Origin of the sequence: Rothia nasimurium, from assembly GCF_928391935.1 — a bacterium.
Taxonomy (GTDB): domain Bacteria; phylum Actinomycetota; class Actinomycetes; order Actinomycetales; family Micrococcaceae; genus Rothia; species Rothia nasimurium_D.
On record NZ_CAKMTD010000001.1, the window covers coordinates 439,067 to 460,851 of the forward strand.

Annotated in this window: 18 protein-coding genes; 8 read left to right on the plus strand and 10 right to left on the minus strand. The window is 64.0% G+C overall.

What is annotated here, in order from left to right; all coding sequences use genetic code 11:
• Positions 1–13 precede the first annotated feature (13 nt).
• The 7 genes from hemB to hemE all read right to left on the minus strand — a co-directional run bounded on the left by hemB (position 14) and on the right by hemE (position 8,062).
• Entirely contained in the window at positions 14–1,030 is a 1,017-nt protein-coding gene (gene hemB / locus L7A15_RS02000) for a porphobilinogen synthase (protein ID WP_237208005.1), read from the minus strand.
• Positions 1,031–1,039: 9 nt separating this feature from the next.
• A complete protein-coding gene (locus L7A15_RS02005) occupies positions 1,040–1,873 on the minus strand; it encodes a uroporphyrinogen-III synthase (RefSeq protein ID WP_237208006.1) in 834 nt (277 codons plus the stop codon).
• A gap of 4 nt (positions 1,874–1,877) precedes the next feature.
• Positions 1,878–2,885, minus strand: coding sequence for a hydroxymethylbilane synthase (gene hemC, locus L7A15_RS02010; RefSeq protein WP_237208007.1), 1,008 nt, complete (start codon positions 2,883–2,885; stop codon positions 1,878–1,880).
• Between the two features lie 421 nt (positions 2,886–3,306).
• Positions 3,307–4,608, minus strand: a complete 1,302-nt coding sequence (locus L7A15_RS02015; protein WP_237208008.1) for a ferrochelatase — start codon at positions 4,606–4,608, stop codon at positions 3,307–3,309.
• Positions 4,608–5,411, minus strand: a complete 804-nt coding sequence (gene hemQ / locus L7A15_RS02020) for a hydrogen peroxide-dependent heme synthase (protein WP_237189924.1) — start codon at positions 5,409–5,411, stop codon at positions 4,608–4,610. The genes L7A15_RS02015 and hemQ overlap by 1 nt, the downstream gene beginning before the upstream one ends.
• A 39-nt stretch (positions 5,412–5,450) precedes the next feature.
• Positions 5,451–6,929: a protoporphyrinogen oxidase gene (hemG, locus tag L7A15_RS02025; protein WP_237208009.1), complete on the minus strand. Its 1,479-nt coding sequence runs from the start codon at positions 6,927–6,929 to the stop codon at positions 5,451–5,453.
• Positions 6,930–6,940: 11 nt separating this feature from the next.
• A complete protein-coding gene (gene hemE, locus L7A15_RS02030) occupies positions 6,941–8,062 on the minus strand; it encodes a uroporphyrinogen decarboxylase (protein ID WP_237208010.1) in 1,122 nt (373 codons plus the stop codon).
• Positions 8,063–8,312: 250 nt separating this feature from the next.
• Between hemE and L7A15_RS02035 the strand changes: the two genes are divergently transcribed.
• From L7A15_RS02035 to L7A15_RS02050, 4 genes are all read left to right on the plus strand, one after another.
• Positions 8,313–9,608 carry a glutamyl-tRNA reductase gene (locus L7A15_RS02035; RefSeq protein WP_237208011.1) on the plus strand — a complete coding sequence of 432 codons (1,296 nt, stop codon included), beginning with the start codon at positions 8,313–8,315 and terminating at the stop codon, positions 9,606–9,608.
• A gap of 47 nt (positions 9,609–9,655) precedes the next feature.
• Entirely contained in the window at positions 9,656–10,333 is a 678-nt protein-coding gene (locus tag L7A15_RS02040) for a TetR/AcrR family transcriptional regulator (protein ID WP_237189713.1), read from the plus strand.
• Between the two features lie 103 nt (positions 10,334–10,436).
• Entirely contained in the window at positions 10,437–10,658 is a 222-nt protein-coding gene (locus L7A15_RS02045) for a DUF3107 domain-containing protein (RefSeq protein WP_237200342.1), read from the plus strand.
• Between the two features lie 260 nt (positions 10,659–10,918).
• Complete coding sequence (locus tag L7A15_RS02050) at positions 10,919–12,526, plus strand: DEAD/DEAH box helicase (RefSeq protein ID WP_237208012.1); 1,608 nt, start codon at positions 10,919–10,921, stop codon at positions 12,524–12,526.
• Positions 12,527–12,616: 90 nt separating this feature from the next.
• Here the strand turns inward: L7A15_RS02050 and L7A15_RS02055 are convergent, their stop codons facing one another.
• Complete coding sequence (locus L7A15_RS02055; protein WP_237208013.1) at positions 12,617–14,050, minus strand: GuaB1 family IMP dehydrogenase-related protein; 1,434 nt, start codon at positions 14,048–14,050, stop codon at positions 12,617–12,619.
• 305 nt (positions 14,051–14,355) lie between these two features.
• Here L7A15_RS02055 and L7A15_RS02060 point away from each other — a divergent pair, with 305 nt between their 5' ends.
• Complete coding sequence (locus L7A15_RS02060) at positions 14,356–16,041, plus strand: glycoside hydrolase family 13 protein (RefSeq protein ID WP_237208015.1); 1,686 nt, start codon at positions 14,356–14,358, stop codon at positions 16,039–16,041.
• Here the strand turns inward: L7A15_RS02060 and L7A15_RS02065 are convergent.
• Positions 16,031–16,855 carry a PHP domain-containing protein gene (locus L7A15_RS02065; protein ID WP_237208016.1) on the minus strand — a complete coding sequence of 275 codons (825 nt, stop codon included), beginning with the start codon at positions 16,853–16,855 and terminating at the stop codon, positions 16,031–16,033. The genes L7A15_RS02060 and L7A15_RS02065 overlap by 11 nt on opposite strands.
• A gap of 121 nt (positions 16,856–16,976) precedes the next feature.
• Between L7A15_RS02065 and L7A15_RS02070 the strand changes: the two genes are divergently transcribed.
• On the plus strand, positions 16,977–18,527 hold the full coding sequence (locus L7A15_RS02070) for an aminopeptidase P family protein (RefSeq protein WP_237208017.1): 1,551 nt from the start codon (positions 16,977–16,979) through the stop codon (positions 18,525–18,527).
• Positions 18,528–18,612: 85 nt separating this feature from the next.
• Here the strand turns inward: L7A15_RS02070 and L7A15_RS02075 are convergent, their stop codons facing one another.
• Positions 18,613–19,620 carry an alanine and proline-rich secreted protein Apa gene (locus L7A15_RS02075; protein ID WP_237204418.1) on the minus strand — a complete coding sequence of 336 codons (1,008 nt, stop codon included), beginning with the start codon at positions 19,618–19,620 and terminating at the stop codon, positions 18,613–18,615.
• Between the two features lie 153 nt (positions 19,621–19,773).
• Between L7A15_RS02075 and L7A15_RS02080 the strand changes: the two genes are divergently transcribed.
• Positions 19,774–21,081, plus strand: a complete 1,308-nt coding sequence (locus L7A15_RS02080) for a magnesium transporter MgtE N-terminal domain-containing protein (protein ID WP_237189594.1) — start codon at positions 19,774–19,776, stop codon at positions 21,079–21,081.
• The gene (locus L7A15_RS02085) at positions 21,074–21,784 is read left to right on the plus strand and encodes a DUF1003 domain-containing protein (protein WP_237189593.1); all 711 of its coding nucleotides are present in this window, start codon (positions 21,074–21,076) and stop codon (positions 21,782–21,784) included. The genes L7A15_RS02080 and L7A15_RS02085 overlap by 8 nt, the downstream gene beginning before the upstream one ends.
• Position 21,785 lies beyond the last annotated feature (1 nt).

The window sequence follows — 21,785 nt, forward strand, 5'->3', positions numbered from 1 at the left end:
GCGGCTGCCGGGATTAGGCGTCTGCCAGCCAGGTGGCAGCTTCGGTGGCGTAGTAGGTCAGGATGATGGAGGCCCCGGCCCGGCGGATACCCATGAGGGCTTCGAGGGCAACAGCCTTGCGGTCGATCCAGCCAGCGGCGGCAGCGGCTTCAATCATGGCGTATTCGCCGGAGACATGGTAGGCGGCCACGGGGACGGGTGAGAAGTCGGCGACCTCCCGCACGATGTCCAGGTAGGCGGTGGCGGGCTTGACCATGACCATGTCGGCGCCCTGCTCAATATCGAGCTGAACCTCGTAGAGGGATTCGCGGCGGTTGGCGGGATCCTGTTGGTAGGTCTTGCGGTCGCCGGTGAAGGTTGAGCCCACCGCGTCGCGGAAGGGGCCGAAGAAGGCTGAGGCGTACTTGGCGGAGTAGGCCAAGATAGAGACATCGGTGAAACCGGCCTCGTCAAGGGCGGTGCGCATGGCGGCGATTTGGCCGTCCATCATGCCGGAGGGGCTGACCACGTGGGCACCGGCGCGGGCCTGGGAGACTGCCATCTTGCAGTAGGCCTCCACGGCGGCGTCGTTATCAACGACGGTGGTGCCAAAGGCGTCCTGGGTCAGCGGGCCGCAGTGGCCGTGGTCGGTGAATTCGTCCAGGCAGGTATCTGCCATGACGACCACCGAGTCGCCGAAGTGCTGGCACACAGCGCGGATAGCCCGGTTGAGAATGCCGTCCTCAGCCCAGGCAGCTGAGCCGACTGCGTCCTTATCCTCATCGCGGGGCACGCCGAAGAGGTCGATGCAGCGCACACCGGCATCCACTGCCTTCTGGACTTCACCGATGACAGTCTCCAGGGTGTGCTGGTACTGGCCAGGCATGGATTCGATGGCAACGGGCTCCTCAATGCCGTCGCGCACGAAGAGCACCTGCACCAGGTTAGCCGGGGTCAGGGCGGTTTCGGCGGTCAGGGCCCGCAGGGCTGCTGTGGTACGCAAGCGGCGGGGGCGGACCGGCAAGGCTGAGGGGGAAAAAAGATCTGACATGGTGGTTTCCTATTTCTTCTCTGAAAGGAGGCGGGCTGCTTTGGCCAGGTCAGCCGGAGCCGGGCTAGCAGATACGGTAAGGTGCGCAGGACGCAGGTGCTCAGGTAGGTCGCGGGCAGCCGCCTCGGTACTGGCACCGATAGCGACGGTGGGCGGCAGGGGGCTACCGGCGGCCTCAGCTAGGGTGCGCAGGAGCAGGGGTGAGGTTGCAACCAGGACGTCGGTTTCGGCAAGCGCGGTGACGGCTGCTTCCAGGGTCAGGGCGGTGTTATCCGGTTCGGACGCTCCCACAGGCAGTTGGCTGCAAAGGGGGTGTTCAGCCGGGTAGGGCACCATGTCGTAAACCTGTAGGGTGGCTACGGTGTAGCCGTAGTCGGTCAGCCCCTCTTCGAGAGCCGGTGAGGCGGTGGTGCCCTGGACGGCAAGCACGGTTTCGTCCATGGGGTTATCCCATTCTTCGTCTATGAGCCATTCATCGACCATGCCGGCTGCTGACTGGGTTTCGGGCACGAAGTCCACCATCAGGCCCCGGTCGGTCAGGGCCGCTTCGGTGGCCTGGCCAACCGCTGCAATCTGGGCTGCTCCCAAAAGCTCTGCCAGGCTTTGGCCTAGCCCCTGAGCTAGGGCGTCGAGGCCCAGCACCCCGTTGACCGAGGTGAAGGTGACCCAGGAGAACTCCCCGCGGATCAGGGCGAAGGCAACTTCTTCCCAGTCCTCCGGCTGGCTGCCTACCGCGTCCAAGATAGGGGCATAGAGTACCTGCGCGGCGGCGTCCTGCTCAGCGATAGCCCGGGTAAACCCAGCCGCCTTAGCCGGGGTGCGGGTCATCATATAGGTAGTCATGGGTTTAGGCGTCTCCTGTCAGTCCGGCCAGGGCAGCGGCGCCCATCTCAAGGAGGTCTTCTGCTGCCTGAACGCCCAGGGCCCCTGCTGCCTCCGCTGAAAGGGTTGGGGTCTGGACGGTGTGGCGCAGCAGGTCGGTGCCGTCGGGGTTGGCCACAGCCACCGTAAGAATGAGCTGGCCAGCCTCAAGATAGGCGTAAGCCCCAATGGGGGCAGCGCAACCTGCTTCCAGGCGGCGCAGCAGGGAACGCTCAGCGGTCACAGCCAACTGGGTCTCGGTGTGGTTGACAGCAGCGACAGCCTGCCCCAACTCAGAACCCTCAGCAACATCCTCGCTACGAATCTCAATGGCCAAAGCCCCCTGCCCCGGGGCAGGAACAACCCTGTCAACCCCCAGGTACTCGGTGATGGTCTCAGCAAGGCCCAGGCGGTGCAGACCGGCAGCAGCCAGCACAACCGCATCGCAGTCACCGGTGATAGCGCCAAGCTTCTTCTCACCGTGCAGGCCGTGCGCACCCACCCCGTAGTGCTCATTGCCAGCCACGCGGGCCAGGCGGGTGCCCACATTACCGCGGATATCAACAATGGTCAGGTCAGGACGGATAGCCAGCAACTGGGCGGCCCGACGCGGCGACCCCGTCCCCACCCGGGCGCCAGCAGGCAGGGTGTCGAGGGTCAAGCCGTCCCGGGCGCACAGGGCGTCACGGGGATCCTCCCTCAACGGGGTGGCGGCGACGGTCAGCCCCGGGCAGGGCGCACTGGGCAGGTCCTTCAGGGAATGGACGGCCACATCCACTCCCCCATCAAGCAGACGGGAACGCAGGGTCGCAGCAAAAACACCGGTACCACCTAGCTGAGACAGGGGGCCGGTGAGCACGTCGCCCTCAGTTTTGACGGTGACAACCTCCAGCTCAAGGCCAGTCTCCTCCCGCAACCGCTGGACAGCCCAGCCGGTCTGGGTCGTCGCCAGCGCCGACCCGCGCGTACCTACCGTATAAGTGTGAGCTACCAAGGAGCGTCCTTTCGTGCATTGTTGCCAAAGTAAAGTTTTCGAGTTTGGTCTTGGGAGCGGGCCCCAGGGCGTCTGCCACGCTCGCAACCATTCTCGCCCCGCCTCTGGAGCTTGCTCGCAAGCTCGCATTGTAGCTCCAGACGCTGGGGCGATTCATTGCCAGGCCCAATCCACGCTCGCTTTCGGCAGACGCCCTGAGCCCTACCGTCCTGCACTTCGCGGGGGGCAGGAAAACCTATCCCTGTGACCCCGCACCCAACTGGACTGCCGGAGGTGCGATAGCGTGCGCCGGAAGCCGACGTGGATCGGGGCTGGCGGTGAATCGTGACGAGCCCCCAGGCGAGGAGCGAGAGCGGTTGTCGGCGCGGCGCACGCTTACGCACCGCACCGGCTTGCCCCTGCCGCCTACCAGTCCAGCGAACTACCCCTTGTAATCAGCAATCACCGGCTTCTCTGAGCCGGGGCGCTGGGACTTGCAGCAGTCGGGGTTGCAGGCGTCGAACCAGCCGTTTCCGCCGCAGACGGAGACGCGGGCTGCCTCTACGCCGTCGGCGTCCTGAGCGGGGGCGGTGGAGGCGACTCGTTCGGCAATGAGCTGGCGCAGGCCCTCGACGTAGGCGGGGTGGGTGCCAGGGGTGGGGGTTCGCACGGCGGCGAAGCCGAGGTTTTCGCAGGTGGCGAGGGCTTCGGTGTCGAGGTCCCACTTGACTTCCATGTGGTCTGAGACGAAGCCGAGGGGTACGAGCACGATGCCGTCGACTTTCCCGTCGAGGGCTTCGAGGGCGTCGTTGACGTCGGGTTCGAGCCAGGGCATGGAGGGCGGGCCGGAGCGGGACTGGTAGACCAGCTCCCAGTCGACATTATCGAGGAGGGCGGGATCAACGGCCTGTACTCCGGCGAGGACGGCACGGGCAGCTTCCAGGTGTTTCTCAACGTAGGCGGAGCCGCCTTCGTAGTCGACGCCGCGGGGCCCGGCCTCGTTAGCGGCGCTGGTGGGTACGGAGTGGGTGCAGAACATGATGCGGATTTTTCCGTTACCCGCGGCAGCCTGCTGGGCGGCAGCAAGCTGGGCACGGACGTCCGCGAGCCCCTCGACCAGGCCGTCGATAAAGGGCTGGATGAAGCCGGGGGTGTCCCAGAACTGGCGGACCTTGTCGATCTGCAGTTTGCCGTCTAGGCCCAGCTTTTCGAGGGCGATTCCGTAGTCTTCGCGGTACTGGCGGCAGGAGGAGTAGCCGGGGTAGGCGCTGGTGGCCAGCACAAGAATCTTGCGTTTGCCCTCGTCGTAGGCCTTCTGGACCACGTCGTTGACGTAGGGTTCCCAGTTGCGGTTAGCCCAGGTGATGTCGATGTCCGGGCCCTTGTCGGCTAGGGCCTGGCGCAGGGCGGCCAGCAGGGCACGGTTCTGCTCGTTGATGGGTGAGACACCGCCGTTGGCCCGGTAGTGGGTGGCGACTTCTTCCAGGCGTTCGTCGGGGATTCCGCGGCCAGCGGTGACGTTGCGCAGGAAGGGGATGACGTCGTCCTGCCCCTCGGGGCCGCCGAAGGAGGACAGAATCACCAGGTCGTAGTCCTGCGGGGCGGACGCGCGGGGGCGGGTGAGGGTGCGCTCACTGGTGTAGGTGCCGATGGTGGTCTCATCGAGCACGGCCGGGCCGTTGGAGGCGGTGTTGGCCGGGTCGGTCTGGTTGGGGATGATGTCGGCAGGGAGCTGGGTAGTCATTATGCGATCACCTGGGCAACTTCGGCGGCCTCAATGCGGCGGCCGGTGTAGAAGGGGACTTCTTCGCGCACGTAGTGGCGGGCTTCGGTGTTGCGGAAGGAGCGCATGAGGTCTACGAGAAGTACCAGTTCGGGGGCTTCGAGGGCGATGAGCCATTCGTAGTCGTTGAGGCCGAAGGTGGCGATGGTGTTGGGCAGCACCTCGGGGAAGTCGATGCCCTTGAGCCCGTGGTTTTTCATGACCTCGCGGCGCTTTTCGGGGTTGATGGTGTACCAGTCGTAGGAGCGGACGAAGGGGTAGACGCAGACCCAGCGTTCGGGGGCGATACCCTTGGCGAAGGTGGGGGTGTGGCCGGCTGAGAATTCGGCGTCACGGTGTACGCCCATGGTGGACCAGACAATCTTGGTGCCTGAGAAGGCGGTGGTGCGGCGGAAGCTGCGGATTGCTGCCTGCAGGTCTTCGGGCACAGCGCCGTGAACCCAGATCATGACATCGGCGTCGTTGCGCATGGCTGAGACGTCGTAGAAGCCGCGGGTCATCACGCCCTTGGCTTCGAGCTCAGCGACCAGGGCTTCGAGTTCAGCGGTGGCTTCGGCGCTGGTGGCTGCGGGGTCGGCTGCGCCTTCGCGGGCAAAGACGGTGTAGAGGGCGTAGTGGAACTGGCTGTCGCCTTCGGCTACTTCACCGGGGCGCTGGCCCTGAATTTTGCCGGCCGCGTCCTTGGCGGTGGGCATGGGCGGACGGCCGCCGTGGGATGAACCGTGGCTGTAGGATCCGTGGCTGGATGAACCGTGGTGGGACATGGGAGTAGACCTTTCTCTTCCTGGTGGTGTGTGGGTAGCTTAGGCGACGGGCTCGGTGGGGTGCCCTGTTCCGTGAGTGAAGTTTTTGATGTGGGAGAGGGTGTCGGCGGTAACGGCGGCCAGGCCGGTTCCGGCGATCCAGGCGCCGACGGCTGTTGCCCCGGGCAGTTCTTCTAGGGCGAGACGGAAGGCTTCAACCCGCTGCTTGTGGCCGGGGCTGGTTGAGGGCAGGGCCCCTTGCCATCGGACGACGTCGGCGGCAACCAGGTGACTCTTGCTGATGGTAACCCCCATCAGCTGGCTTGCGTCGTGGAGGGCTAGGGTGACCAGCTGGTCGTCGTGGAGGGCTAAGTCTGACAGGGGGGAGGTGTCGTGCTCCTTGCCGCGCCCGTAGGAGAGCCTCACGATGTGGCGTCCTTCCCCCACTTCTTCGGCGATCCATTGCCATTTGGCGGTGGCGTGGGTGAGGGCCTTGGCGCGGACGTTGGTGGCGAGTTCGCTGACGAGCAGGCCGGTTCCGCGCGGGGCGTGGTTGAGGGCTGGCTGGTCGATGACGAGGGTGACGAGGGCGACTTCGGGTCCCGGCGTGACGGCCGGAAGGGCGGAGGAGGGCAGGTGGGGCCCGAGGAGTCTGATGGTTGTTTGGGCGTCTGTGGCAACGACGAGGAGGTCAGCCCGGCTGATAGCTGATTTTTCTCCGTACTGGGGTTGGCGTTGGATGGCGGTCCAGCCGCCGAGGGGGTCCCGGTCAACGGCAATGGTGTCGAAGCCGGTGACGATCCGGACGCGGTGGCGGAGCAGGTCGTCTACTAAAGCTTCGGAGAGCTGGTTCATGCCTCCTTTGATTCCTGCGACGAGGGACCCGGCGGGGGCGGCGGCGCGGAGACGGGAGGCTGCTGCTGAGAGGGAGCCGAGTTCTTGGAGTCCGGTGATGAGGCCGGGGGCAATTGCTGCGATGTCGAGTTTGTCGGGGTGGACTGAGTGGACGCCGGAGACGACCGGGGTTACGAGCCTGTCGAGGACCTGTTGCCCCATGCGGATCCGCACGAGTTCCCCGAGGGTTTTGGCGTGGGAACCGGCTGATCGGGGGAGGACGGTGTCGAGTTTGGCGCGTCGGTAGCCTGCCTTGCCGAGGATTTTTTTGAGGATGGGGTCGTTCAGATTGCCGGGGATTCCGAGGGTTCCGGTGGAGGGTGAGGGGAAGGGGCCTTCAGGCAGGTAGAGCCAGGAGCCGTGTCCTGCCGGTTGCACTATTTTGTTGCCGAGGCCGAGTTCTTCGAGCAGGGTGCGGACGGCGGTGGTGCGGGTGGCGAATGATTCAGCGCCGGAGTCGAGGACGACTCCGGCCAGCTGATGGGCCCCGACGGCACCGCCCAGGTGGTTTTCTCGTTCTAGAAGGGTGACCTTGATGCCGGCTTGGGCGAGTTCTCGTGCGGAGAGTAGCCCGGAGATGCCTCCGCCGATGACGAGGGCGGTGCGGTGGGTGGGGTCAGGGGCTGGGGCGGTGCTCGGTGCCATGGTGCTCTTTCCTAGCCTTTTCGGGTTTGGGTGTGGATGTAGTCAACCAGCTGGGTGAGGACGGTGGGGTCGGTGGTCGGGGGTACCCCGTGGCCGAGGTTGACCACATGAGCCGGGGCGGTGCGTCCTTCTTCAAGCACCGCGTCGGTGTGGGCTGCAAGTGCCTCCCAGCCTGAGGCTAGCAGGGCCGGGTCAATGTTGCCCTGCAGGACGACTCCCCCACCCAGGCGGCGCTGGGCTTCGGAGAGGGGTAGGCGGTAGTCGACGCCGATGACGTCTGCCCCAGCCTCAAGCATGGCGGGCAGGAGTTCGGCGGTGCCGGTGCCGAAGTGGATGCGGGGCACCCCGTAGTGTTCGACGGCGGCGAGGGTGGCTGCGGAGTGGGGCATGACGAAGCGGCGGTAGTCGGCTTCGCCCAGGGATCCGGCCCAGGAGTCAAAGAGCTGGACGGCTGAGGCACCGGCTTCGATCTGGGCAGCCAGGAACTGGGCTGAGGTGCGGGCGGCCCAGGTGCCGAGGGCTTCCCAGGCTTCGGGGTCGGCATGCATCATGGTGCGCGGCCGCAGGTGGTCACGGGAGGGGCCGCCTTCTACCATGTAGGCGGCCACGGTAAAGGGGGCTCCGGCAAAACCGATCAGGGGGGTGGAGCCCAGTTTCTCGACGGTCAGGGCCACGGCTTCCCGGATGGGGTCGAGGGCTGAGTCTTCGAGTTCGGGCAGGTTCTTAATATCGTCGAGGGTGCGGACGGGCTGGTCCAGGACGGGGCCGCGTCCGGGTACGATTTCGACGCCTACGCCTGCGAGCTTCATGGGGATGACGATATCGGAGAAGAAGATACCGGCGTCTACCTTGTGTCGGCGGACCGGCTGGACTGTGATTTCAGCGGCCAGTTCGGGGGTAAGGCAGGATTCCAGCATGGGGATTCCCTCGCGCACCTGGCGGTATTCGAGTAGGGAGCGGCCTGCCTGGCGCATGAACCAGACCGGGGCGTGCTCGGCCTCGCGCCCGGTCAGGGTGCGGATCATGGCTGACTCACCGGTGTTGGCAGTCTTGAGGGGGTGGGTGGACGGCAGGTGGGCCAGGTGCTCGTCGGTGAGCAGGGGGCGCTGGCGCAGGGCGGGAGTTTGAGTCATATACACCATTGTGCCAAGTTTCTAGACCTACTTTAGAGACAGGTTGTCGTTTGACCGGCTGATGATAGACGCCGGGGCCCTGCCCTGCCGGGGTGTTCTGCGACTGCTGCCACCTGCCGTCCGCAAAGATTACGGGAGGACGACGGGGTCTCAGGCGGACTCGTTCGCCCTAGAAAGCCGGGGCAAACCCCTCCTTAGTGACAACCTGTCAGCATTGCCCCCGCCCCCGCCTGTCTATGATAGATGCGTTGTGACAATATTTAGCCTGGTAGCCTCCCACAAGTCTGTCGATCTCACCACCGTCGCCCGACTCAGTGAGGGACTTGAAAAAATCCATCAGGACCTCGCCCACCTCGGACTGACCGGCGAGGTTATTCTGTCTACCTGCAACCGGCTTGAGCTCTACGGCGAGCTCCCCACCTACCCCGGCGAGACAGACCAGCATGCCCAGGCCGCCATCACCAAAACCACCGACCGGATCTTTGACCTGCTGACAGCCAGGTCCGGGCTCAGCTACGACATCGTCGAAAACAGCTTTGACCTGCATATTAATAAGGACGCCGCCCACCACCTCTTTACCGTGGCCTCCGGCCTGGAATCAGCCGTTGTGGGCGAACGGGAAATCACCGGCCAGGTCCGTCGCGCCCTCATTGAGGCCCAGGAACAGGGGCGGGCAACCGGCAACCTCGTCCGCCTCTTTGAACACGGGGCCCAGACCGCCCGCAAGGTCGGCCAATCCACCATGCTCGGCGCCCGGGGCCGGTCCGTTGTCTCTGTGGCCCTCGACCTAGCCGACGACACCGCCGACAAGACCTGGGAGAGCCGCCGCGTCCTGGTCTTCGGGACCGGCGCCTACGCCGGGGCTACCGTAGCTGCCCTGCACGCCCGGGGCACCCAGGACATCTGGATTTACTCCCGCTCCAACCGGGCCGAAACCTTTGCCGCCAAACGCGGGGTATCGGCCGTCCCCCACGGCCAACTGCACCAGCAGATGGAGGCCGCCGACATCATCATCGGCTGCTCCGGAGGCTCAACCCCCATGCTGCCGGTCGAAATCCCCGCCGGTAAACGGGTCATCCTCGACCTCGCCCTCACCCGCGACTTCGCCCCCGAGGTCGCCGACCTCCCCCAGGTAGACCTCATCACCCTTGAAACGGTCCGCCTCGCCGCCCCCGAAGAGACCATCGAGTCGGTCCACACGGCCCGGGCCATCGTCGACCAGGCCGCCGCTGAGTTCACCACCAAGGAAAAAGCCCGCAGCGTGGACGCCGCCATTGTCGCCCTGAGAGAACACACCATGAGCGTTCTCGATACAGAGCTAGCAAAAGTGCATAATCAATATGGGTGTACCGCCGCAACCGAACAACTAGAACTGGCCATGCGCCGCATGGTCAAGTCCCTCCTGCACACCCCCACCGTGCGGGCCAGGGAACTTGCCAAGGCGGGCAGGGCCGACGACTACATCGACGCCCTCGAAGCCCTCTACGGGATCGAAGTGCAGCAGGACGCGCCCACAGAAGCCCTGCGTCACCCCGACGCCTCCTAGGGCCCTACCCAAACCACCCAAAACCCAAACCGCCCAAGGTACCAGCCATGTCCTCCCAGCTCTTTTCAGCAGACCCCGAAGACGACGACTTCGACCCCACCGAAGACTTCGAGGAAGTAGCCCCAGCCCAGTCCATGCTCCCCAAGGAACTGCGCCGCCAGCAGCTCATCGCAACAGCCGCCCATGTCTTCTCCTCCCGCGGCTACCAGACCACCAGCATGGACCACATCGCCCAGGCCTCCCACGTCACCAAACCCGAGCTCTACCAGTACTTCACCGGCAAACGGGACCTCTACATGGCCGTCCTCGACGAGCAGGTCAATGCCCTCCTCACCCAGCTCGTCCAACCCCTCTACAACACCACCGACAACCGCGAGAGGGTTCGCGGTATGATTTCGGCCTTTTTCTCCTTTGCCCGCAATAACGCCTCGGGCTACCACATCATCTTTGACTCCGACCTGCACGCAGACCCGGCCGTCCTGGAACGCCTTGAGACAGTTCACCAGATGATCGCCCACCATATCGCTGATGTGCTTGCCCCCAACGCCGGGATTCCCCACCGCGAGGCCCTCCTGACCGCCCGCATGCTCACCGGCATGGTCCTGAGCGCCACCCGCACCATCGTCGGTGACAGCAACAACGACGAATCCCTCAGCATCTCAGAACGCGCCGTCTTCAGGCTAGCCTGGGGCGGAATCTCCCAGATTCACGAGGACTGGGAGTAGCCTGTTAGCTCAGACCGAAACTTCACCCGGTTTCCCGCCTGCTCGCGTAAACTGTGGAAGAAGAAGGAGCTAGTTGACAGCTTTACCGACGAAAGGCACCCCCTTGGATATCAAAATTGGCGTACTGAACGTACCTACCCAGGTCATGATCGATTCAGACGAAACCGCAGAAACCGTCAAGGCAAAGGTTGCAGAAGCCCTCGAAAAGGGCGGCCTGCTCGAACTCACTGACGCCAAGGGTGCAACCACCCTGATCCCGGCAGCCAACATCGGCTACGTTGAGCTCGGCACCGAGTCCAAGCCCCGCATCGGTTTCGGAATCTAGACCAGGGTCAGAAACTCCAGATTGAAAGGCACCAGCTTTCTCAGCTGGTGCCTTCCTTGTTGGCCCAATAGTCGGTAGAATGGGAACGTTAACCCGGTTGCCCGGTCGTTCCTCGAAACCGAAAAACTTTCGCAACCCTTCTTTGCTCTCCCCCAGAACCTAATACTTCATCTGAGGTTGTTAGAGCACCCACGAAAAACCACGATCGGCTCCCACCCACTGCGCCCTCCCAGGGCCTCAACAAAGGAACTCGATCCTTCGTGACAGAATTCGACACCAGTAAAACCTTCGCTGACTACGGCGTCCGCCAGGACATCGCAGATGCCCTCGCCGCAAAGGGCATCACCAGCCCCTTCCCCATCCAGGCCCTGACCCTGCCGGTGGCCCTCTCAGGCCAGGACATCATAGGCCAGGCCAAGACCGGCACCGGCAAGACCCTGGGCTTTGGCCTCCCTGCCCTCCAGGCCGTGATCGGGCCCCAGCAGGAGGGCTGGGAGAACCTGGCTACCCCCGGCGCCCCCCAGGCCCTGATTATTGTTCCCACCCGCGAACTCGCTATTCAGGTGGGTGATGACCTGGCAGGTGCTGCAGCAAAAACCGGCGTGCGGGTCGCAACCCTTTACGGCGGCCGCCCCTACGACTCCCAGGTCAAGGAACTGGAGAAGGGCGTCGAGCTGATTGTGGGCACCCCGGGCCGCCTCATTGACCTGCACCGCCAGAAGTACCTGAACCTGACCCAGATCAAGATTGTGGTGCTGGATGAGGCCGACGAAATGCTCGACCTGGGCTTCCTGCCCGATGTGGAGCGGATTCTCTCAGCCGTCCCCGAGGTCCGCCAGACCATGCTTTTCTCGGCTACCATGCCCGGACCCGTCCTGACCATGGCCCGCCGCTACATGAGCCGCCCCATGCACATCCGCGCTGAATCCGGCGAAGAAGAGACCATGACTAAGGCCTCAATCCGCCAGGTCATTTACCGGGCCCACCCCCTGGATAAGGACGAACTGGTTGGCCGTATTCTGCGGGCTGAGGGCCGGGGCCGCACCGTCATTTTCACCAAGACCAAGCGCTCTGCTGCCAAGCTCTCCGATGAACTGACCGAGCGCGGTTTTGCTGCCGGGGCGATTCACGGCGACCTCAACCAGGGGGCCCGTGAGCAGGCCCTGCGGGCCTTCCGCAACGGCAAGATTGACATCCTGGTGGCAACCGACGTGGCCGCCCGAGGTATCGACGTTGAGGACGTCACCCACGTCATCAACTACCAGTGCCCCGAGGACGAAAAGACCTACCTGCACCGGGTAGGCCGCACCGGCCGCGCCGAGAACGAGGGCACCGCTGTGACCCTGGTGGACTGGGAGGACGTGCCCCGCTGGAAGCTCATCAACAAGGCCCTAGAGCTGGGCGTGGACGAGCCGGTTGAAACCTATTCTTCTTCCCCCCACCTCTTTGCCGACCTGGGCATTGCCAAGGGCACCAAGGGCCGCCTGCCCAAGGAAGAGCGGACTGCCGCTGGCCTGCAGGCTGAAGAAGCTGAGGACTTTGGTGATAGGCCGCGTAAGGACGGTTCTGAGCGGGGTGGCCGCGGGAATCGTCGCGGCCGCTCAGGCTCCCGTTCCCCGCGTCGGGATGGTTCCCGTTCTGGCGGCGAAGGCAGCCGGGAGAAGCGGGAGGGCCGTTCCGGTGAGGAGTCGAAGCCTCGCCGTCGCCGGACCCGCAGGGTTGAGGGTGAGGCCGGGCAGGAGCGTCCGGCCCGGGAACGTCGGCAGCGGTCAGCTGAGGTTGGTGGCCGAGCAGAGGGCTCCCAGGCAGGTGAGGGCCAGCGCCGCCGCCGTCGCCGTACCCGCCGGGTCGAAGGCAACGACAGCTAACCCCTAGGTACCATTTAAATCGGAAATGACCAGCAGTCAGCTGGTCATTTCCGATTTAAATGGTCCTTTCGGATTTAGGTGGTACCTGGCCTAGCGGGTGGCGCGGGCCTGGCCTTCTGCATAGCCAGCAGCCGACTGGATACCCACCACAGCTCGCTCAGCGAACTCCTCGATGGAGGCAGCACCAGCATAGGTGAAGGATGATCGGACGCCCGAGATAATCGAATCAATCTGGTCTTCTACGCCGCCGCGGCCCTCGGGCAGGTAGATCCGGGCCGAGGAAATACCCTCTTCAAACATCTCACGGCGGGCCTTCTCAAAGGACTCGGTCTTTGAGTTGCGGTTGATGACCGCCCGGCGGGAGGCCATGCCGAAAGACTCCTTGTAGAGGCGGCCGTCGGCGTCCTGCAGGACGTCGCCGGGTGACTCGTAGGTGCCTGCGAACCAGGAACCGATCATGACGTTGGAGGCACCGGCGGCCAGGGCCAGGGCGACGTCGCGGGGGTCCTTAATACCGCCGTCCGCCCAAACGTGTACGCCTAGTTTCTTGGCTTCAGCGGCACATTCCAGCACGGCGGAGAACTGGGGGCGGCCCACGCCGGTCTGCATGCGGGTGGTGCACATGGCGCCGGGGCCAACACCGACCTTGATGATGTCGGCTCCTGCTTCTGCCAGGTCGCGGACGCCCGCTGCGGTCACCACGTTACCGGCGGCAATAGGGATGGAGGGGTTGAGGGCCTTGACCTTCTTGAGGGCCTCAATCATGGTTTCCTGGTGGCCGTGGGCGGTGTCGACCACGAGCACGTCGGCGCCAGCGTCAATGAGGGCGGCGGCACGGCCTGCCACATCACCGTTGATGCCGATAGCGACACCGATGCGGAGCTTGCCGTTGGCGTCGGTGGCCGGTTCGTAGAGGCTGGCGCGTAGGGCAGCTGAGCGGGTCAGCACGCCGACCAGCTTGCCGTCGGCGTCCACAACGGGGGCAACCTTGCGGGACTTCTCGTGCAGAATGTCGAAGGCTTCACGAGGGGTGACGGTGTCGGGCAGGGTGAGCAGTTCGGTGCTCATGAGGTCTTGTACCTGGTCAAAGTTGTCTGCCCCGCGCAGGTCCTTGGGGGTGATAACTCCGATGGGGGTTTCGCCGTCCACGACGATAGCGGCCCCGTGGGCACGCTTGGGCAGTAGATGGCGCACATAGCCTGCGGTGTGGTGGGGTTTGACAGTGATGGGGGTGTCGAAAATCAGGTGAGAGTTTTTGACCCGCTTGATGGTTTCGGCGACGATGTCGGTGGGCACGTCCTGGGGAATGATGGCAATACCGCCACGGCGAGCAACAGTTTCGGCCATGCGGCGGCCGGACACAGCGGTCATATTGGCGATAACCAGGGGGATGGTGGTGCCGGTTCCGTCGGCGGTTGAGAGGTCTACGCCCATGCGGGAGCCTACCGCAGAGCGGGAGGGAACCATGAAAACGTCGTTGTAGGTGAGGTCGGTAGTGGGGGTCATGTCGTTAAGAAAGCGCATGGTTCCCACTCTAGAAGATGGGCGGTTTCTGGGCACAACTGTTCGCCAAGAGCTGATTTTTGCACAGTCTTAGCCCATCATAAAAGGTTATTAGGTCTAGCTTACACCTGAAATTTTTTCCTGGCAAGCCCGGTAGCCGCCTCCTGCCTCAACCCCACACCCGGCCCCGTCTCCAGCTCCAAAGTCTGGCACTTTTTCCACCAGGCTCCCCAGTGCCTCCCAGGCAGGACGCCGGGGCGTAGGCTGGTAGACAGGGGCGGCTGGTCTGCCCCTCCCCTCAGAGCCCCAGCGCGAAAGGTACAACGATGACCGATTCTCAGCTCCTCGTCCCAGCCGCAGACGACCCCACCTGGTGGCGTCAGGCCGTGGTCTACCAGATTTACCCCCGTTCCTTTGCGGACGCCGACGGCAACGGGATCGGCGACCTCAAGGGCATCACGGCCAAGGTTCCCTACCTCAAAAAGCTGGGGGTCGATGCCGTCTGGCTCTCTCCCTTCTATCCCTCAGCCCTGGCCGATGGCGGCTACGATGTCGATGACTTCCGCGATGTTGACCCGAAAATCGGCACCCTGGCCGACTTCGATGAGATGGCCAGCGCCCTGCACGCAGCGGGCCTGAAGCTCATTGTTGATGTGGTGCCCAACCACACCTCCAACCTGCATGTCTGGTTCCAGGAGGCCCTGGAGTCCGCCCCGGGCTCAGCAGCCCGCGACCGCTATATCTTCCGCGACGGCCTGGGCGAGAAGGGCGAACTGCCCCCGGCTGACTGGACCTCCATTTTCGGCGGCCCGGCCTGGGAGCCGGTGGGCGACGGCCAATGGTACCTGCACAACTTTGCCGTTGAACAGCCGGATCTCAACTGGCATAACCCCGAGGTCCACGAGGACTTTAAAGAAACTTTCCGCTTCTGGGCCGACCGCGGTGTAGACGGTTTCCGTATTGACGTTGCCCACGGTATCGCCAAGGACCTACCCGAGGTGCTGCCCAGCCAGGCAGAACTCGATGCCCTACCCAAGGACGGCACCCACCCCATGTGGGACCGCGACGATGTGCACGAGATTTATAAGGAATGGCGCACCGTCTTCAACGAATACACCCCGCCCCGCACCGCCGTGGCAGAGGCCTGGGTGGAGCGAGACCGCCGCCCGGCCTACGCGTCCGCCCAGGGCCTGGGCCAGGCCTTCAACTTTGACCTGCTCACCGCCCGCTTCGAGGCGGGCGAGTTCCGCAAGATTGTGGCTGAGAACCTGGAGCTCTCGGCGGAGTCTGGTTCGTCGAGCACCTGGGTGCTGTCCAACCACGATGTGGTGCGCCACCCCACCCGCTACGGCCTGCCCTTCGTGGAGGGTAAGACTAACGAGAAGGTAGGCCACGAGTGGCTGCTCGCAGGTGGCCCGGCCGAGGAACTAGACCGTGAGCTGGGCTCCGCCCGCGCCCGCGCCGCTACCCTTTTCGAGCTAGCCCTGCCCGGTTCAGCCTACCTTTACCAGGGTGAGGAACTGGGTCTGCACGAGGTCGCTGAGATTCCTGACGCTGACCGCCAGGACCCCACCTTCTTCAACTCTCCCGGCGTCAACGTCGGGCGTGACGGTTGCCGGGTTCCCCTGCCCTGGGAGGCGGACGGCCCCTCCTTCGGCTTTGGTTCGGGGGCACCCCACCTGCCCCAGCCAGCCTGGTTCACCGACTACGCTGTAGCCGCTGAGGACGAGCAAAAAGACTCCACCCTCAACCTCTACCGGGCAGCCCTGGCCGCCCGCCGCCAGCTCCAGGGCGCCGAGGACCTGACCTGGCTCGCCACTGATTCAGCTGACCTGCTGGCTTTTGAGCGCCCCGGCGGCTGGGTCAATCTGACCAACTTCAGCACCGAGCCCGCTCCCCTGCCAGCTAACCTGGCTGACGCCGAGTTCGTCCTGGGCTCTACCCCCGGTGCCGAGGACGCCTTCGCCGCAGGTTCCGTACCCGGGTCAGCTACGGTCTGGCTCAAGAAGTAGCAAGTTCCCGAATCCTCTCAACCGTCTCGCGGGGAGTGGTGTTTTCGCCCAGGCGGTTGGGTTTGCCTGCCCCGTGGTAGTCGGATGATCCGGTGACGAGAAGGTCGTGTGTGGCTGCGGTGTCGAGCAGCCAGGCGCGGCCTTCTTCGGGGTTGTCGCGGTGGTAGACCTCAAAGCCTGCCAGCCCTGCCTCGATCATGGCATAGATGGTGTCGTTGCTGGCTAGTTTTCCGCGGGCGGACGCCTTGGGGTGGGCCATGACCGGCACGCCCCCTGCAGCCCGCACCAGCTCAACGGCTCGTACCGGGTCCACGGCATAGTGGGGCACATAGTATTTGGAACGGGTGGTCAAGATAGTTTCAAAGGCTTCTGACCTGTGGGCAACCACCCCGAGGCCCACCAGGGCGTCAGCGATATGCGGGCGACCGACCGTCGCCCCCTCGTGGACCTGGGCCTGAACCAGCTCCCAGGTAATGGGGTAGTCTTCAGCCAAGCGTTCCACCATGCGCTGGGCGCGGCCCACCCGAGAGTCCCGGGCCTTGCCGATTTCAGCCAGCAGGGCCGCGTCCGTCGGGTCGTGCAGGTAGGAGAGCAGGTGGATACTCACCCCCTGAGCCGAACACGAGATTTCCATACCGGGCAGGAAGTCGAGCCCTAAGCGTCCTGCCATCTGCTCAGCCTCAGCCCAACCAGCAGTAGTGTCATGGTCGGTCAGGGCAAAGCCGGTGAGTCCAGCGGCGGCAACATCGGCGACGAGCTCCTCAACCGGCTGGGTGCCATCAGATATGCGGGAGTGGGTGTGCAGGTCATACATACCACCAGATTACCTGCTCCCACCTGCCAGAGACCGGGGAACACCCGTAAGCTGTTCTAAAGTATCCCAGCTACTATCTTCAGCTAGACGCACCGTTACCCGGCTCACTAGACTGGTAGGCATGACTACTAGCGAAAATACTTCTACCCCCGGAGACGACCAGCCGATCGAAGAGCGGGTCACCAACCGCTCAGCAGCCCCCACCTCTGACGCCTTTACCAGCTTTATGGCCTCAAACTGGGCAGCTTCTTCCGCAGACCTCCCGGCCCGGGCCCGCGTCGCCGACTTCGCCGCTGAACGTCGCGCCAAGATCTCAGCTCTCTTCCCCGGTGAGCGCCTGGTCCTACCTGCTGGCCCCCTCAAGGTGCGCTCCAACGACACCGACTACCGCTTCCGCCCCCATTCAGCCTTTGCCCACCAGACCGGCCTGGGCCTGGATCATGAGCCGGACGCCGTCCTGGTCTTTGAGCCCGTTGAAGAGGGGCAGGGCGACAACGGCTCCAACCACGAGGTCACCCTCTACTTCCGCCCCCTAGCTGGCCGCGATACCGAGATGTTCTACAAGGACCCCCGCTACGGGGAGTTCTGGATTGGCCCCCGCCCCACCCTCGAATCCCTGGGCGCCGAGTACGGGCTTCGCACCAAGGACTTAGGTGAACTTGAGGTAGCGATCACCAAGAACGCCGGCCCTGAGGCCCTGGGCGGGGTGCGTATTCGCCTGGTACGCAATGTTGACCTGAACGTGGACGCCCTGGTGGACACCTCCCGCTACAACACCTCGGTTGATTTGGAGCAGTCAGACCTGCTCGACGCGGCCCTGACCGAGGCCCTGTCTGAGGCCCGCCTGGTCAAGGACGAGATCGAGGTAGAGAACCTGCGCCGCTCGGTTGACCTGACCGTCAAGGGTTTTGCTGAGGTTGTTAAGGCCCTGCCTGCCGCTGTGGCCCACCGTCGCGGCGAGCGCGTCGTCGAAACCACCTTCTTCGCCAAGGCCCGTGTTGAGGGCAACGACCTGGGCTACGACACCATCGCAGCCTGCGGCAATAACGCGACAATCCTGCACTGGATCCGCAACGATGGGGCGGTTGAGCCGGGTAAGCTCCTGCTCCTGGACGCCGGTGTTGAGGACGATACCCTCTACACGGCTGACGTCACCCGCACCTTCCCGGTCAACGGTAAGTTCACCGAGATTCAGGCTAAGGCCTACAACATTGTGCTCGAAGCAGCCGACGCGGCCTTCAAGGTGGCTGTGCCCGGCACCCGTTTCCGTGAGGTGCATGAGGCGGCCATGAAGGTTTTGGCGACCCGCCTGCACGAGTGGGGCCTGCTTCCTGTTTCTGCTGAGGTGTCCCTGTCGGCTGAGGGTGGCCAGCACCGCCGCTGGATGCCGCACGGCACTAGCCACCACCTGGGCCTGGACGTACACGACTGCGCCCAGGCGAAGCAGGAGCTCTACATGGACGGGATCATTGAGCCCGGCATGGTTTTCACCATTGAGCCCGGCCTCTACTTCAAGGAAGAGGATCTGGCTATCCCCGAGGAACTGCGCGGTATCGGTATTCGTATTGAGGACGATGTGCTGATCACCGAGGACGGCAATGAGAACCTCTCTGCTGCTCTGCCCCGCACCGTAGAAGGAATTGAAGCCTGGATGGCGGAGAACTCCCGCTAGGCCCTCATCAAAAATCCGCCCCCAGTACAGTCTGGGGGCGGATTTTTTGATGGGTGGGCCTGGGGCGGCTCTGCGGGGTGTCTGTCTAGCCCCGGGTCTCGTCCTTGTTAGCCTGGCTGGGGTCCTGGGGCTCGGGGGCCTTGCGGATGGTCGCCTCAAATTCTTCGGGGTTTTCTACCCGCAGGCCGTAGCGCTGCTCATTCTTTTCAGCTCGGATCTGTTCGACCCGTTCGTTGGTGGCGGGAGCCTCCGGAGCCTTTCGGATCATGGCCTCAAATTCCTCGGGGTTCTCCACCCGCAGGCCGAACTTGCCAGCGGCCTTTGAGCCGTCCCGGTTGGTTTCGGCAGGCGGGGTGAAGACGGGTTGGCTCGGGGTTTCCGGGGCGGCGGGGGCCTGCTGCTGGTCTGCCGGGTTGAAGCCGGGTAGGAAGGGTTCAGGCTTCTGCTCGCGCGGGGGCAGGGGCTTGGTCGGATCAAACCACTGGGGCTGCTGGGGAGCACCAGCCTGGGGAGCACCAGCCTGGGGTGCCCCGGCCTGTGGGGGGACGGATGGCTGGTTGACCGGGTGCTGCATGGCCGGGTGGGGCACCGGGCTGGACTGCCCATTGACCACAGTTACCCGCAGCAGCTGCCGGGCAGCGGCGGCGGTAGCTGGAATAGCCATCAGATCATAGCGGGCCGGCAGAATCTGGCTCCGGGTGCGGATTCCTTTACCCTTGGCCCGGGAGGCCACAAAAATGGAGTAAATAATACTGAAAGCAACTGCCAGGGGAACAATGCTGATGAAGTTAGCCAGCATGGAGGTCTGGGTAATCAGGGAGTTGAAGAGGGCAACTAAGGCGCCAAGTCCAATACCCTGAATCGCCCCGCTGAGGGCGGCCCTGGGGTAGGTGGCCTGGCCGGTCACGTAATCTACCTGGCGCACGTCCTGGCCCACCACAAAGAGGGAATGGACCGGGAACTTCTGGCTAGCGAGGAACTCAATAGCCTTGTTCAGTTCGCGGCGGTCCGTAAAGGTGGCGACGAGCTCGCCCGGGGGCAGGCTGGCCCCGGTGGCAAGAGCGAGAGCTGGGGGTACTTTCAGTTGATCCATAGCCCCATTTTTTCGTATCTTGCTGAATCTTTGCCCGGAGTCTGCCTGGTTATCGCCACCGGCGTACATCCTGCTTGTAAGCTAGCTTATTTTTCCCGCTCTGTGGCTCCTGCACATGGCAGGGTGTGCCCCCAGGGAGTAGGCTTAAGACTTGTGAGTAGCGTACCGAACAAAATCTTTATTGCCCGCCTGCTAGGCCTAGACGTCTTTGACCCCCACGGTGACCGCCTGGGCCGTCTGCGCGACGTCGTCGTCCTCAAAAGCGGCTTTACCCAGTTCTCAGCCATTGGGTCCCTGGCCAAGCTCAAGGAACCTGTCGTTGTCGGTATCGTCATTGAGATCCTGGGCAAGAAACGTATTTTTGTTCCCATGACGCGGGTCACCAGTATCGACTCCACCCAGATTATTCTGACGGGCCTGGTGAACCTGCGCCGCTTCGAACAGCGCGGCTCCGAAGCCCTAGTGGTCGGTGAGCTCTTTGACAAAAAGGTGCAGCTGCGTGACGGCTCCGGCATGGCCCACGTTGAGGACGTCGCCATGGAACAGCGACGCAACGGCGACTGGTTCATCTCAGAACTCTTTGTCTCCCGCGGCCACAACCACCTGCTACGCCGCCGCAAGGAAACCCTGATCGTAGACTGGGACCAGGTCATCCTCTCCACCGACTTCGAACCCCAAGCCGCCACCGCCTTCGTCGCCAGCCACGAAGACTCCAACGCAGCAGACCTCGCCGACGCCATCCACGAAATGCCCGACAAGCGCATGGTCGAGGTCGCCCAGGAACTCCAAGACGAGCGCCTGGCCGACGTCCTGCAGGAACTCCCCGAAGAAGACCAGGTACAGATCCTCTCCCACCTGGAGGTAGAACGCGCCGTCAACGTCCTGGAAGAAATGGAACCGGACGACGCCGCCGACCTCCTCAGCGAGCTCTCCGACACCCAGCGTGAGGAGCTGCTCACCCTCATGGACCCCGAAGACTCCGACGACGTCCGCCGCCTGCTGGAATACGAGGAAGGAACCGCCGGTTCGCTCATGAACCCGGTGCCCATCATCCTCTCCCCCGAGGCAACCGTCGCTGAAGCCCTAGCCCATATCCGCCAGGAGGAAATCCCCCCGGCCATGGCAGCGGCCGTCATGGTCACCCGTCCCCCGCTAGAAACCCCCACCGGCAAGTACCTAGGCCTGGTCCACATGCAGCGGCTCCTGCGCCACTCCCCCAGCGAACAGGTCGGCAACATCATTGACTCCTCCATCGAGCCGGTCACCGACGCCGCCAGTATCGAAGAGGTCACCCGCGTTCTAGCAACCTACGACCTCACCATCGTGCCGGTCGTCAACGACCACGACCGCCTAGTCGGGGCAGTGACCGTGGACGACGTCCTCGACGAGATCCTGCCCGATGACTGGCGAACCTACGACGACGGCACCCCCATTCGAAAGGTAGGTCGACGCTTTGAGTGATTCCCGCGACCGTAACGACTCCCTCGGCGCCCTCGGAACCCCCCGACAGCAGAAACGTCGACGCCGTCTCTTCCAGCTCAGCCCCAACCCTGACGCCTTCGGGCAGATGACCGAAAAAATTGCCCGCTTCATGGGAACCCCCATGTTCCTGCTCTGGATGACGGTCTTCTGTGCCCTCTGGCTGGGCTGGAACACCCTCGCACCCGAAGAGTGGCAGTTTGACCCCAGAGCTCTCAACTTCACCCTGCTGACCCTCATGCTCTCCCTGCAGGCCTCCTACGCAGCGCCCCTGCTCCTGCTGGCCCAGAACCGGCAGGACGACCGCGACCGCGTCGTCGCCCGCCAGGACCGCCAGCGCGACCAGCGCAACCTGGAAGAAACCGAATACCTCACCCGCGAAATCGCCTCCCTCCGCATTACCCTGCGCGAGGTAGCCACCCGCGACTTTGTACGCGGCGAAATGCGGGACATCATGGACGAGCTGGCGGAAGTCCAGCGCCGCCAGGAGGAGCTTTTTGCCAGGGCTGAGCAGCTAGCAGCCCTGGGGCTGGGCAACCCCCAGGACCTCGCCAAGGAAGCCCCTGGTTCTGCCCCCGACGGGCCCAACCCGCCCACCAGCTCCTTTGAAGTGCTCAGCGAAGACCACCCCAAGATCCGCAAAAAGAAGAAGGTCATGGACATCGACCGCCCCCAGGAGGATTAGG